This window comes from Neopusillimonas aromaticivorans, assembly GCF_030344915.1.
In the GTDB taxonomy this organism is placed as follows: Bacteria; Pseudomonadota; Gammaproteobacteria; order Burkholderiales; family Burkholderiaceae_B; genus Neopusillimonas; species Neopusillimonas aromaticivorans.
In genome coordinates this window covers 122,855-136,218 of record NZ_CP128233.1, presented here as the reverse complement: position 1 = coordinate 136,218, position 13,364 = coordinate 122,855, and the positions used below count along the sequence as shown (strand labels likewise).

At 57.2% G+C, this 13,364-nt stretch carries 14 protein-coding genes, 3 pseudogenes and 1 riboswitch; of the genes and pseudogenes, 3 read left to right on the top strand and 14 right to left on the bottom strand.

Translation table 11 applies throughout. The features are described 5' to 3' along the window. Nucleotides 1-25 precede the first annotated feature (25 nt). From N7E01_RS00715 to N7E01_RS00665, 11 genes and pseudogenes are all read right to left on the bottom strand, one after another. Nucleotides 26-730: a Crp/Fnr family transcriptional regulator gene (locus tag N7E01_RS00715; RefSeq protein ID WP_289174072.1), complete on the bottom strand. Its 705-nt coding sequence runs from the start codon at nucleotides 728-730 to the stop codon at nucleotides 26-28. Beyond that, complete coding sequence (locus N7E01_RS00710; protein ID WP_289174070.1) at nucleotides 730-1,770, bottom strand: PEP/pyruvate-binding domain-containing protein; 1,041 nt, start codon at nucleotides 1,768-1,770, stop codon at nucleotides 730-732. Before N7E01_RS00710 ends, N7E01_RS00715 begins: the two co-directional genes overlap by 1 nt. 43 nt (nucleotides 1,771-1,813) lie before the next feature. After that, nucleotides 1,814-2,166: pseudogene (locus N7E01_RS19590) on the bottom strand (PEP-utilizing enzyme). Then, nucleotides 2,097-3,203: pseudogene (locus N7E01_RS00700) on the bottom strand (PEP-utilizing enzyme); the annotation flags it as partial. The pseudogenes N7E01_RS00700 and N7E01_RS19590, both read right to left, overlap by 70 nt. Before the next feature lie 17 nt (nucleotides 3,204-3,220). Further along, nucleotides 3,221-3,637, bottom strand: a complete 417-nt coding sequence (locus tag N7E01_RS00695; RefSeq protein ID WP_289174066.1) for a hypothetical protein — start codon at nucleotides 3,635-3,637, stop codon at nucleotides 3,221-3,223. 74 nt (nucleotides 3,638-3,711) lie between these two features. Continuing rightward, nucleotides 3,712-4,026, bottom strand: coding sequence for an HAD hydrolase-like protein (locus N7E01_RS00690; RefSeq protein WP_289174065.1), 315 nt, complete (start codon nucleotides 4,024-4,026; stop codon nucleotides 3,712-3,714). After that, nucleotides 3,990-4,613, bottom strand: a complete 624-nt coding sequence (locus N7E01_RS00685) for an HAD family hydrolase (RefSeq protein WP_289174063.1) — start codon at nucleotides 4,611-4,613, stop codon at nucleotides 3,990-3,992. Before N7E01_RS00685 ends, N7E01_RS00690 begins: the two co-directional genes overlap by 37 nt. A 47-nt stretch (nucleotides 4,614-4,660) precedes the next feature. Beyond that, nucleotides 4,661-5,971: a hydroxymethylglutaryl-CoA lyase-like TIM-barrel protein gene (locus tag N7E01_RS00680; protein ID WP_289174061.1), complete on the bottom strand. Its 1,311-nt coding sequence runs from the start codon at nucleotides 5,969-5,971 to the stop codon at nucleotides 4,661-4,663. 145 nt (nucleotides 5,972-6,116) lie between these two features. After that, nucleotides 6,117-6,536: a biotin carboxylase domain-containing protein gene (locus tag N7E01_RS00675; protein WP_289175861.1), complete on the bottom strand. Its 420-nt coding sequence runs from the start codon at nucleotides 6,534-6,536 to the stop codon at nucleotides 6,117-6,119. A 36-nt stretch (nucleotides 6,537-6,572) separates the two neighbouring features. Then, nucleotides 6,573-7,483, bottom strand: a pseudogene (locus tag N7E01_RS00670) (ATP-binding protein); the annotation flags it as partial. Beyond that, nucleotides 7,480-8,061, bottom strand: a complete 582-nt coding sequence (locus tag N7E01_RS00665; protein WP_289174059.1) for an acetyl-CoA carboxylase biotin carboxyl carrier protein — start codon at nucleotides 8,059-8,061, stop codon at nucleotides 7,480-7,482. The gene N7E01_RS00665 and the pseudogene N7E01_RS00670, both read right to left, overlap by 4 nt. 541 nt (nucleotides 8,062-8,602) lie before the next feature. Beyond that, a riboswitch (cyclic di-GMP riboswitch) is annotated at nucleotides 8,603-8,677 on the top strand. 53 nt (nucleotides 8,678-8,730) lie between these two features. Here N7E01_RS00665 and N7E01_RS00660 point away from each other — a divergent pair. Next, nucleotides 8,731-9,852, top strand: coding sequence for a VCBS domain-containing protein (locus tag N7E01_RS00660; RefSeq protein ID WP_289174057.1), 1,122 nt, complete (start codon nucleotides 8,731-8,733; stop codon nucleotides 9,850-9,852). A 101-nt stretch (nucleotides 9,853-9,953) separates the two neighbouring features. Here N7E01_RS00660 and N7E01_RS00655 read toward each other — a convergent pair whose 3' ends face one another. Next, a complete protein-coding gene (locus N7E01_RS00655; protein WP_289174054.1) occupies nucleotides 9,954-10,304 on the bottom strand; it encodes a DM9 repeat-containing protein in 351 nt (116 codons plus the stop codon). A gap of 168 nt (nucleotides 10,305-10,472) precedes the next feature. Next, entirely contained in the window at nucleotides 10,473-11,222 is a 750-nt protein-coding gene (locus N7E01_RS00650) for a carbonic anhydrase family protein (RefSeq protein WP_289174052.1), read from the bottom strand. Between the two features lie 157 nt (nucleotides 11,223-11,379). On the opposite strand from N7E01_RS00650, the gene N7E01_RS00645 reads away from it, so the two are divergent. After that, entirely contained in the window at nucleotides 11,380-11,934 is a 555-nt protein-coding gene (locus N7E01_RS00645) for a GNAT family N-acetyltransferase (RefSeq protein ID WP_289174049.1), read from the top strand. A gap of 10 nt (nucleotides 11,935-11,944) precedes the next feature. On the opposite strand, the gene N7E01_RS00640 is transcribed toward N7E01_RS00645, so the two are convergent. After that, a complete protein-coding gene (locus N7E01_RS00640; RefSeq protein ID WP_289174047.1) occupies nucleotides 11,945-12,112 on the bottom strand; it encodes a hypothetical protein in 168 nt (55 codons plus the stop codon). 669 nt (nucleotides 12,113-12,781) lie between these two features. Here N7E01_RS00640 and N7E01_RS00635 point away from each other — a divergent pair. Further along, nucleotides 12,782-13,318, top strand: coding sequence for a hypothetical protein (locus N7E01_RS00635; RefSeq protein WP_289174045.1), 537 nt, complete (start codon nucleotides 12,782-12,784; stop codon nucleotides 13,316-13,318). The last annotated feature ends 46 nt before the right edge of the window (nucleotides 13,319-13,364 follow it).

Genomic DNA, 13,364 nt, shown 5'->3' with positions numbered 1-13,364 from the left:
TTGAAACGCAAACGCTTCAGGGTCGTCAGCGCATTCTGGCGGCCAGCGCATCGATATCACGGATTGAAATGGCGCCGTAGCCCAGTTCGATCAGCCCTTCGCGTTTCAGGGTGACCAGCGTCATATTGCAACGTTGCCGCGATACCATGGCCAGGTTGGCCAGCTCTTCCTGTGAAATCAGCAGGTGATGCAGCCCCAGCGGGTTAAGCAAGGGGTGGACCAGACCCCACAGCGCCCGCACCACCAGATGTTCTGCGTCCAGCAACCGATGTGCGGCCATGCTGCCCATGAACCAGTGCATGCGTTCGTTGACCTGGCGTAACAAAAAATCGTTAAATACGGCTTCATTCTGGCGTAGCCAGTTGAAGGTGGCGCGTGGAATCATGGCGACACGACTATGGCGAAGGGCAATGATGTCGGACTGTCGCGGCTTGCCCCGAACCAGTGTGCCCTCGCCGAACCAGCTGCCTACGGATTGTCCGCCAAGGGTGACTGTGCGACCGTCAATCGCACTGACTGACCATTTCAGCAAGCCTTCCATCACACCAAACCAGTACAACTGCATTTCACCCTGATGGCCCAGAGCCTCGCCCGCCGCGACACTGCGTTCGATCAGGTCATGCCTGACCCGGGCTTGAGCAAGCGCGCTGAGGGTGCCGAACCAGTCGGCACCGCTCAGCAAGTCGTTGCGATTCAGCGAAACGGATTGCTGGTGAAGCGAACGCGTCATCAGCGCGCGGCCGCCAGCACACTGGCCGTCAGGTGACCCAGGGCCTTGTCCAGTGTGGAAGCCGTTTTGGGTGCCGTCACGGTGACGGGACGACATTGCAGCAGGACGATGTTGTCGCCGGCGGGCAGTTCGCGGTCAATGGCGAATTCGATGTCTTGCGCGGCGCCGCGCATGCGCTCCAGCCGTTTTCCGACCTTTGACAAGGCAATGACCTCGGTGTCACTGAGGCTGAATACTTCTCGCCGGGCCGCGTCGACCGGGTGGGCTTTGCCATCGGGCCCGTATTCAAGATGCTTGTCGCCCAGAATGTGGTCGATCACCTGACCTTCAACCTTGGCCACAATAAAACGGTCGGGGGTGACGTCGCCGCCCACCACGCCCAAGCCCAGGCCATGGCAGGCTTCAATGACGATGCGGGAGCGGTCGCCTGTGGTCGGACTGACCGTGAACATCACCCCGGCAGCGCGGGCATCGACGACTTTCTGGATGACGATCGCCATATGGATGGTGAGCGGATCGATGTTGTTTTTCCAGGCATACCCCAGGGCACGTGCCGAGAACGCGCTGGCCCAGCAGCGACGCACGTGCAGTTCAACCTCATCGCCGGTCTTCATGCCCACATAGGTTTCATATTCACCGGCAAAACTGGTGCCTTCGGTATCTTCAGCCGTGGCACTCGAGCGTACGGCGACAGCCAGGTCGGGCAGGTGCAGGGCGCGCGACAAGTCGCCATAGCCCTGGATGACCGCTTCACGAAGCTCGTCGGGCATGGGCGTATGATCAAACCACGCCACCACTTCACGCTCAAGGGCTTCGCGCGCTTCCAGACTGTTTTTGTCGATGCCGTCCATGGCCTGGCGCAGACGTTCGCCCAGGCCCGTCTTATCCAGATAATACCGGTGGGCGGGTGTGGCGATGATGAAGCCCGGAGCAACAGGAATGCCGGCCTGGGCCATCAGCGCCAGGCCATGGCCTTTACCACCCACCTGGGCCAGTTCCAAAGCGCTTTGTTGTTCAAATGTCAGGGTCCAGTCTTGCATTGCTGTTGTCTCCTTGCTGCTATTACGAATAGTTTGACACGCGTCAGGCGGCCAGTTGTTCGACGGTGCCTTTATAGCCATCAATACGGATGCGTTGGCCGGTTTTCAGTTGGGCGGTGGCAAAACCGGTGCTGACGACGGCGGGCATGCCATATTCACGGCATACGATGGCTGCATGACTCATCAGCCCCCGATGTCGGTAACCACACCGGCCACGACCGAAAACGCAGAGGCCCACGAGGGTGCGGTAATGGCCGCCACCAGAATTTCCCCGGTTGCAGGTCGCTGATTTCGTTTTCGTGTCGAATGACCCGAACGATGCCTTCGACGACACCGGGCGAAGCGGCGATGCCCTGCAGCGCGGCGGTGTTGCCGCCGCGGGCCTGGGCCAGCCATTGCTGCACGCGCTCGGTGGTGACCCCGTAGTTCATGATGGCGAACGGGTCGGTGACTTCGTGCGGAGGGGTGCCATAAGCCGGTGCTGCCGTTTCAGTGCGCAGGGCGGTCATGATTTTGCGACGGGCATCGATTTCGCGTGCCCAGTGCTGGACCCCGCGTGCCGGCACCCCGATGGCCCAGGACTCGACCATGTCGAACAGCGCCTGGTCAATTTCAAAGCGATTCAGGAAGTAAAAATCATCCGCCTGGCGGAAAAAGCCCGCAGCAACGAAAACGTCAGCCAGTTCACGCACCTTGCGCCAGAACACGGCATGGCTCCAGTGTTCAACATAGATGTTGTGTTCTTCAATGTAGGGGAAGACATTGCGGGACAGGGCCAGTGCCTCATCAAACGCCTGAACCTCATCAGGGGCCAGCAGGGCACGGTATTCGGCCACGATTTCATCACGGTCTTCGTGCAGTTGCTCGACCGGGCGGTCAATGACCTCACCGTTGCGCAGCAGTTCGACGTAACGGCTGATGGCCTGCAGCGGAATGGACAGATTCTCATTCCAGGTTTCCTGGTCGTGCAGGAAGCCGTATTCGGCGAAGTAGTTGAACCAAGGTTCACGCACCTCGTTCAATGCGGCCAGCCAGCGTGCGCCGTTGGCGTGTCCGGCGATGTTGGCCAGAATGGTATCGGCCGGATCGTTGGTCGTGATGGACGCATCGATATTCAGCTCGACAGCCAGTTTGGCCAGGCGGCGCAGTTCATCATCCGGGCGGAATGCCATGCCCTCAACCCCGGCGACCATGCGGGCAATGGTTTGGTCCTGAATTTCAGGGAATGCCTTTTTGCACAGGTCAAAGAACACCAGGTAGGCGCCGTAGCCCAGACCCAGCATTTCGAAGTGATATTGCCAGACCAGGAAGAAATCGTTGACCAGCCGGTGATAATTTTCGACCAGATCCCACGAAACCGAGCGCCCCTGGCCTTCCGTCACGATTTCGATGGGTTCGATTTCGGGCAGGTTGGCAAACTGTAATGACTTCATCCGGTCAATGACCGTCGTCATTTTTCTTTCCAGTTGGCGTAGAGCGAATCCCAGTTTTTGTAGTAGTGTCCGGCGCGCTCCTGGAACAGGGCCAGACGGCGCTGGATTTCGGCCGGGTCGGAAACCGCTTGCGGGCATATGTAGACGAAGCCATTGACCATGCGCACGTCCAGCCCCAATGCAGCGGGTAAAACGATGCTGCGCGCACCGTTGACGCCGCAGCCATAGTAGACCGCTTCGGCCCCGATGCTGTCGAAGGGGTGCACGGCGCGGGACCAATGCATGGAGTCTGCGAACCAGAAGCGGTCCTGCTCGAAGTCACGGCCTTCCGGTTGGGAAACCAGAAAATAGGGGTACATGCGTTCCCAGCCTTCGGCGCCGGCGGGTGCTTTGGCTTCGTGAAGGTAGGGGAAGCGGTCTGTGGGTGCGTTCATGCGGTTGTCTCCTGTTGGACGTGTCGTGCTCTGGATGTGGCGCGATCTGGGGTTGTTTATGGTGGTGCAGGTGGTCAGGGAATGATGGGTCGCAACTGGTCGACCAGTTCACCCACATCCTGGGCCACCCAGTGGGGTTGCTGGTCTGGCGGTAAACCGGGCAAGTCGTCGGCGTGTGTGGCGCCGCTGAGCACCAGCACGCTCATGGCGTCCATGCCGCGCGCCAGTACCATTTCGGCCTGGGTGGCATCGCCCACAATGACCACGCGGCCATTACCGCCGCCCAGGCGAGTGCGAAGGCTTGCTCCCAGCTCTCTTGAGGGCTTGCCGCAGACAATGGGTGATACGCCTGTCACCGAGGCAATGGCCCGGGCAATGGCCGATGACACGGCAATGCTGCGTTTGACCCCGCCATGAAACCACGGCGAGGCGACCGAGGTGTACAGGGGGCGCCATGGTCGGTGATGCTCAGGCAGGCAGCATTCAGATTGGCCGAGGTGTAATTGTCGGCGGCACCGACCACGACGGCGTCGGCATTGGTGGTGTCAGGGGGAACGGCCTCCAGCCCGGAACTGCGTACGGCTTCGATCATGCCTTCGTCGCCGACCACCAGCACCCGTGCGCCCGGTTGGGCACGGGCAATGGTGTCGCCGGCGGCTGTGGCGGCGGTCATCATTTCGTGATCGGCAATGTCCAGTCCGATGTCGCGCAGATGAGCTGCGTAGGTTGCGACGGTGCGCTGCGACGCATTGGTACAGATCACAAAATCGCGTTCGTTGCGGCGCAACCAGTCAAGCAATTGGGCGGCCCCTTCAATGGCCTTGCCGCCGGCACCGCCGGCCTTGCTGGTTTTGACCAGGCAGCCATCCACATCAAGCATCCAGCCATTGGCGTGGGCCAGATCGGTCAGAATGGCCTGGGCATCACGTTTTTCGTACAGTGAGTTCAGGTAAGGGAAGGGTGCAGGTGCATTCATGAGTGTCGGTTCTGGTCAGGTGGCAGAGGTTTGTTTTCCGGTCAGGGTCAGGGTGGCATCACCCTGCGTAACACGGATCGACAAGGGGCGCTGGGGTCGCTTAATGCGGCGGCCAGTTCGCGCAGACCGAGGTCAGCGCCACTGGCGCGCGCACGCCGCCGGCTGTCGCGTTCGGTGATCATGGCGTCCATTTGTTCGGTGGGCATGACCGCGCGCATCAGCAGGTCTTCATCGCTGAGCGTGCCTCCAAAACGGCGTCGCAGTTCGTCCAGGGACGGCACTTCCGGTTCGGGTCGGTCTGCTCGTTGTCGCGCGCGTGGCAGGTTGTGGACACGATCCAGCAATTCGGGGTTGACAGGCCCCGGCATGGGCCCCCAGTCACCCAGCAGCATGTCGACCACTTCGTCGCTGATGCGCAGGTAACGCTCACCGGCCATCACGTTCAGGGCCGCTTGCGTCACGATGTATTGAGCAAACGGGGTTACCACAATCGGCCAGCCCAAATCTGCCCGAACTTGAAGTGATTCGTCAACAACAGCGGGCATCAGGTGTTCTTTACCCATTTCGCGCAGCTGGCGTGCGGTTGTGCTGAGCACCCCGCCCGGCAGGGTGTGGCGGTAGTAGGCTTCGTCGTACATCAGGGGCTTGCCTTCGGGCAGGTTACGCAGCCTGGCCTCCCGCATCAGTGCGTCAGAAGCGCGTTGCATGGCGTCACTATCAACATCAACCGAGTGGCCACGGGCTTTCAGATTGTTCACCAGTTGCAGCGCCGAGGCGTGCGAGGCCCCTTCGGCAAGCGGCGGCAGGGCGCAGTGCAGGTGACGCAAGCCCAGGTCGGCGCCGGCCAGCAGCGTCAGCGGGGCCAGGCCTGTGTTGCAGTGGGTGTGCAGTTCATCAATGACCTTGTTTTTAAGCCCGCTGCGCAGGCTGGGTACCAGGGTATTCAGCCGCTCGGGGGTCAGCAGCCCGGCCGGGTCTTTGATGTAAATTGAATCAATCGCATCGCAGTTGTCGAACTGGGCAATTTTTTCGGTGAAATACGTGTCGGTATGCACCGGGCTGATGGTGTAGCACAGCCCGCCAATCACTTCCTCGAAGCCCGCTTCTTTTGCCAGCCGGGCTGTCGACATGGCCGCCTCCATATCGTGCATGGGGTCAACGACCCACATGCGCGTCACACCATGACGGCGCAGCAGCTCGAAGGCCAGTTTGAACAGATTGGGCGGCGTGCGCGAAAAAGTGATGAAGCGCTTGCCGGTTGTCAGAAAACCCAGGGTGGTATCGGGCATGGCCTTGCGCAGGGCATCCAGGCGATCCCACGGGTCTTCACGATGGTAGCGCACGGCTGTGGCAAACATGGTACTGGTGGCGGCCTCGGCCGCATAGTAACGCGCGGCATTGATGTGGGGGCCACCCGTTCAATAGTACCGGTACGAACGCCAACAGCACCCCAGATGCTCTGGTTGCCGTCGCGCAGGCTTACATCAATCAATCGGACGTCAGTCATGAGGGGTCTTCCATAAGCCGTGGCAGGGCATCTTCCAGCCACCGTGTGGTCACGCGGTTGTCAATAACGTCTGGCGCAGTGACCAGTCGTTGCAGCAGGGGCAGGTTGGTGCGTGGCCCCTCGATATCCAGCCGGTTGAGTGCCAGCGTCAGCCGTTGAAGGGCCGATTCGCGATCCGGGCCCCAGGCAATGATCTTGGCCATCAGCGCATCGTAATGGGGTGGGAACCGGTAGTTTTCGTACAGATGGGTGTCCAGTCGCACGCCGCCCAGCGGGGCCGGTCGCCAGCGTGTCAGTGTGCCGGGTGAGGGCGTCAGCCCCCGTCGGGCATCTTGTGCGGTCAGGCGCAGTTCAATGGCATGGCCATCGACCCGAATGTCTTCTTGCCGCAGCGACAGTGGTTCACCAAACGCCACCAGGATCTGCTCGCGAACCAGATCCACACCCGTCACGGACTCGGTGACCGGATGCTCGACCTGAACGCGCGGGTTCACTTCCAGAAAACACCAGGCGTCGCGCTGCACGTCGTATAAAAATTCGATGGTACCCAGGCTCACGTAGTTGATCTGCCTGGCCAGGCTCAGGGCATAGCCGTGCAGCGCTTCCCGCGCCGATGGCGCCAGGGCTGTGCAGGGGCTTCCTCCAGCATCTTTTGATAGCGGTATTGCACCGAGCATTCACGTTCTGCCAGATGGATGTGATGGCCATGCTGGTCACCCAGAATCTGCACTTCAACGTGTTTTGCATCCGCCACGAAGCGTTCGACAAAGACGGTGCCGTCGCCAAAGGCGGCCTGGGCCTCAGCGGCGGCCAGTTCCCAGGCGGCAACCAGATCACTGGCAGTGTGCACCAGCTTCATGCCGCGTCCGCCACCCCCGAAGGCCGCCTTGACCAGCACCGGATAACCGATCTGTTCGGCCAGCGCCAGAGCCTCTGCGCCAGAGGTGGTCGGCCCACCCGGTGAAACCGGGACGCCCGCCGCTTGTGCAACCTGTCGTGCACTGAGTTTGTCACCCAGAATTTCAAGATGCTCAGGCCGGGGGCCGATGAAGATCAGGTTGTTTGCGGCGCAGGCATTGGCCAGGGCAACCCGTTCGGACAAAAAGCCGTAACCCGGGTGAAGTGCCGTGCAACCCGTGCTGACGGCGGCGTGAATGACAGCGTCGATGTTCAGGTAGCTTTCCGAGGCGTGAGAGGGGCCCAGCACAACGGTTTGACCGGCCCGTCGTGCGGGTAGCGAGTGTTTGTCGAAGGCGGAGACGCCCAGCACCGTATCGATACCCAGTCGATCACAGGCTTCGATGATGCGCAGTGCAATCTCGCCACGATTGGCGACAAAGACTTTGCGGGGCAAGGTCGTCATGATGCGCTCGAGGCTTGAATACTGAACAGGGGTTGGCCGAATTCAACCAGCTCGCCGTTTTCGGCATGAATGGCCACAATCGTGCCGCTGATGTCAGCGTGGACCGAGTTCATCAGCTTCATCACTTCGACGATGCAGACGACGGCGTCGGAGCCAACGACATCACCGACGGCCACGAAAGCCGGCTCGCCCGGTTTGGGTGCCGCATAGAACGTGCCCAGCATGGGGGCGGTCACGACGTGTGCCCCGGGAACTGGCTCACGGCTGACGGCCGTCTTTCCAGGACGTGAGGTTGGTGTGGCGTAGGTTGTTGTGGATGCTGCCGCTGCAGGAGGGGCGACGTTTTGAGTGGTCGCCGCTGCAGTGGTGCCGGTTGTTGTTGCGGTATGTACGGCAGGTGCCGCGTTCCCGTGTGCCGCTACGACCGCAGGTAACGTTGCTGCGTGGGCGATCGCCATGTCTAACGGGCCACGACGCACAACAATGTGGGTGTCTCCTTTGTCATAGCGAAATTCGGTGAAATCCGCCTCTTTCAGCAGCGTCACCAAAGACGCCAGTTCGGCAAGATCAATATCCATGGGCTACCCTTGTCTCTCCAGTGGTTGGAATATGTTCTGTAGTGTTATGAACGCAGTGTAGACAGGGTGGCTGCCGTCATCTGTCGGGATGATGACAGTTTCGGCTAGGGATTTCACTAGGCTGGGTGTTGGGTGTTTGCCCAGTCGGTTAGCGCATTAGGCAGCATCAGGCAATAACCCACGCTGCGCTCAGCCTTGATCACGTTTACTGTGCCAAAGTGTTTTTTGCATGTGGCGCGCAAGCGGCTGGTCAGTACCGCTAACCCGTCGTCCAGGCTCCAGCGCCAGAATCAGCAATATCACGAATTCGCTGTGAGTCAGTTTGCAAAACCTGCCGCTGGCGTCCCGCAACGCTTTGTTTGTTTTGTCCAGTGTGTATTTTGGGGCCGGTGCACGATCATTTGTATGTGGTTGCGTGATCGAGGTTCTTCATGCAACAGTTTTGGGGAGCATATATACAGTCTGTCTTCCTTGTGTAAAGGTACAACGTCGATAACAAAAATCTGGTTTTTAAAAACAACGTAACGTAAAATTCATTCATAAAGTTTTTCGCCAAACCTGCAGCGATGCAGGGTCGGAAAGCCACGGGTCTCATGAAGATAGCCGGGTTGCTAGGTCAAATAGCCAGCAGCACCGGCTATTTTTATTTTCTGCTCACAGGAGTAGTTCATGTCAAAAAACAGCAAACCCGTTGCCGATAAAACCCCCACAACTGAGAAGATCGCTTTTCAGACTGGTGCGGCTAAAAACGAATATCTTGCATCGGCGATTAATGAAGATCAGGCCGTTGTGACGCTTGATGTTTTGGCCAATGATCCTGGCTCAGCCAAGCTTTACTCAGTGGTACAAGGTATTACGTCCAGCAGTTCGCAGGTGCCGGTTTTAAGTAGCGTAACGTTAAGTTCTGGTGCAGTTGTCAGTTTTGACAACGGCGTTGTTCGCTATGACATTTCTTCTGTCAATCATCAGAGCCTTGCTCAAGGTGAAGTCGCTGTTGATGCATTTGACTATGTCATCCGCATGGGCAACGGTGCACTCAGCATTGCGACAGCTACGGTTGAAATTATCGGTTTGAACGACGCGCCGACGCTTGCGGTCTTGCCTGAGGCGCCTTTGGTCATCAACGATACGCCCAACCCCGAGTCATCTCGTTCATACGATGGTCGACTTGAGGCAAGCGATGTTGATAACGGTGCTGTTCTGACCTTTGGCTTTGCTGATGCTGCAGATGTTGCTCCTCAGGCCGACGGTACAATTTCAATAACGACTGCTTATGGAACCCTGAGGTTGAACCCGGTCACGGGTGACTATACCTTCACCGTCAATCCAGAAGCGCTTGATAAATTGGTGGCTTCAGAGCAGGTTCCGGTCGAATTTGCGGTTCAGGTTCATGATGAGCATGGCGCTGTGTCGAATACCGAAATCATCAAGTTTCTTTTGGTCGGGGCCGATGAGCAGCCAGATGTTACGCAGCCTGATTTTGGTGCTGTAACCACGTTTGTGGTCAATCATGGGCTTGATTTTGTTAATGATCGGAAGGTACTTCAGGGCTTCGATGGCAATGACAAGCTCAAGCTTGCTGGCGTCAAGCAGACGGGCGATGTTTATGTGGTAGACACCAATGGCGATGGTCAGGCCGACTCAAGCGCATTGCTTGTACAGTTCAGCAAAGGTGTCAGCAGCAATGGCAATGGTAATGGCAACAATAACGGCGGTTTAGAAACGGTAGAAATCGTTCTTTCTGGTTATATGGGTCTGACTCAAGATCAAATTGAAGGGTCTGCGAATTAAGTTGTACTGCATGTGAAGTCAAAACAGGGTGAAAAGTTTCACCCTGTTTTTTTACTGTAATCAGATCGTCGCCCATGCGATATTGGGCCGAATATGCGAACTTATCGTCGTCGGTCATCGTCGTAATAGCGGTCGCGATCCCGGTGACGGTAGTATCGCTCGGTTGATACCAGTACTTCGAAGTGGTGCAAGACAACTTCGCCGCCACCCCAGCCAATATTGCATTTTCCGCTAAGCAGTTTGCCTGGGTGGATGCCATTGATATGATGCGCCCGACAGATATACAGCGGAACCCTGCCGTCCTGGTCAATACCGCCCCGGATAGCGTTGCGTGGCAGCCGTCCTTGCCAGGGCACCCACTCGACGACGTCACTGTACCTGTCACCGGCGTTAGTCGCGGCAGGAAGCCCGACGATAAGACCAAGAAGAAGGGTAGAAATAACGCGTTTCATGGGTTTTCCCGTTTTTGTCAGTCATTTTCCGTTTGCGGGACGAGCAAACGCGAGGATGGCTCAGGCACCTTGTTGAAAGGCGGCTGGAATGCCAGACTAACAGCGAATTTTTACCCGGGCAAGGATGGGAACCACGGTAAAGCCCTGAAAGCAGGTGCCGTTGTACATTTAATGCAGAAATGCAACTTCGCCATTCGACAGGTCGTACATGGCACCGATCATCTTGATTTTGCCGTCTTTTTCCAACCCGGCCAATATGGCGCTGTTCTGGCGAATGACATTGACGGTTAACTGTACGTTTTGGCGCGCTACGGCATCGACGAAGGCGCGATTGCTGCCTGTGCGTTCGCCATCGTAAGTTGTTGCCTTTACTGCGGGTTCGATTTGTTGCAGCAGCCCGGTCAAATTGCCGAGTTTTACGCCATTGATGGCACCTGCGATGGCACCGCAACCGGTGTGACCCAGGACCAACACCAGTTTGGCCCCGGCGACTGCACATGCAAATTCCATGCTGCCAATCAGGTCTGGGGTGGCAATATTCCCGGCAATTCGTGCACCGAATGCATCGCCGATACCGGTATCAAAAATGATTTCGCCCGGGGCGCGTGAGTCGATGCAGCTTAGAATCACGGCCGCCGGGTACTGGCCTGTGGCCGTAGCCCGCTTCTGGGCAAGAAAATCATGAGACTGCATTTTCCCGCTGCGAAAGCGGGCATTGCCTTGCTGCAGCATGTCGATGACCTGGTCGGGTGTCATGGCATCGCGCTGCGCCTGTGTCAATGAAACGGCCGCTGCGGTGGCCGGGATGACAGACAGACCGGCCGCAGCGGCCACACTTAAACCAAAACCAGCCATAAGCCAATGGCGTCGATCATTGTTTTTCAGGGAGTCGGGGCAGCAGTCGGGTGTGTGTTGCATGGCGTTCTCCGGTGATTGACAACTATGGAAAAGGGGTAAATGTTTGCCGGTTGTCGTGCAGGCAGATCTGTTTGTCCCAAGACAGAGGTTACGTAATCATTGATGAAAGAGGGCAGGGTTTTGGTAACAAAGAGTTATGGGCGTTATAAAATGAACCATGTCTTTGATAAATACACGGCCTTCTTCGTTACGGCTGCATCGTTTGACTCCTGCCGATGTGTCTGGCCTGCACCACGTGCAGATCGCGTGTTATGGCGATGGTTTTCTTGAAAGCACCGATGTGTTTACCCGTCGTTTGGCGAGTGAACACCAGTGTTCAGTGGGTCTGACAGGAGCTGATGGCAAGACTTTGCAAGCCTATGCCGTTGCTTATTGGTCTGTGCCGGGCAAAGTGACCCCTTTGCATGGTGATTTTGACCTGTCAGAAGAAGATGGGCATGTTCTGTATGTACATGACATGTGTGTGCACCCATTACATTCTGGTAAAGGTATTGCGCGTCATATGCTGCAGCTTTTGTTCGCGCAAGCACATGAACGCGGCGTCATGCAGGCTGCACTGGTCTCTGTGCAAGGTTCGCAGGCTTATTGGGAACGACAGGGTTTTCGGCAAGTAGTGCTTGTTGACCCTGTACAACGCAAAAACCTGCTGACCTACGGTGATGCTGCTGTGTATATGGTGGCCAGCCTGGCGGCGGCCTGGCAAGGCTGGTGAGCCGCCTATTTTATGGCCCGTACCTCAAACCATGCTTCGGTTTCCCCAGGTCGCGCAGCCCATCGTTGCGTGCCCTGGATGCAGCAGCCAGCCACTTTTTAACCAGGGCGATTTGCTCGTATGACAGTTCGATGTCAGAGGTTTCTTCTGCGGTTTGCCAGGCTCGGTAAGCCAACATGACGTTTTCGGGCCCGCCCAATGCGCGTTCAAGGGTTTTTGAAAACGGGTTTCGGCATCGATCCGGGCCTGTTGCGGAATAATTGAGGGGGCGTCTTGAAGTGTAATGGCGTACATGGGGTGAATCTCCAGATACTGTTTATATGAACAGTATTTTTACCATAAAAACGCCAGGTGTGGCGGGTTACCTTTTGTGATGTTGCATATTTTCTATTGGTGCAAAATCAGCCACTGTCTAAACCATGGGGCCTGGTCATGAAAAAAGTGCTGTTTGTCTGTGCTGTTTTGTCTTTGCTTTCCGCATGCGCTGTACACACGCCCAGAGGGTCGGTAATTGTGGACCCGGATGGTGGCCGTTCTTCGGGTTCGTTCTGTCCACCCGGTCAGGCAAAGAAGGGAAATTGCTAGGTTTTGCCGGGGGCGAATCTTGATTCAATGGATGGGCTCACGTTGAATTTCAGCAATGACAATGAGCCAGCAAATCAAAGGGAAATTTCAGGGTCGATCCGTGTATTGAAAGATTGTCTGTTGTCGCAGCGTCTGGTGATGCTGGATGCGTCTGAGCAATAAAGCATAGTAGACTTCATTGTGATAATTTTTTTAGCATCCTATGTACATTGACCCCAATACCCGGCATCTTGTCTTTTCGCCCAGCGACCTGACCACGTATATGGCTAGTCCGTACGCGTCCTGGATGGATCGTTTTCGGCTGGAAAATCCGGAAGAAGTATCGGAGGTTGACGAAGGCGATTCGCTGCTTGACGCTCTGGCGCGCAAGGGGTTGCAGCACGAAGCGGCGCAACTGGAAGCCTTTCGCCGTGAGGGCAAGAGCGTTGTCGAGATCGCGAACGTCAATGCCAAAAAACCAGACAGCCAGCTTAAGGCACAGCAGGCGTTGCGCAAGGCAATGGCCCAGGGTGTCGATGTCATTTTCCAGGCCATGCTTGAGCAACCGCCGTTCAGGGGCTGGCGGACTTCCTGGTCAAGGTTCCGGGGCGCAGCAATCTGGGTGATTATCATTATGAAGTCTGGGACACCAAACTGTCGTCTTCAGTCAAGCCCGCGCATGTCGTGCAGTTGTGTTGTTACGCCGACATGCTGCAATCTTTGCAGGGCCGGCGTCCCGAATTTGTGGTCGTTGCTCTGGGGAACGGCTCGTTCAGCCGTTTGCGCGCAGACGACTATTTTTACTACTACCGTGCCCTGAAAGCCGGTTTTCTGACGACTCAACAGCAGTTTGATCCAGAAAACGT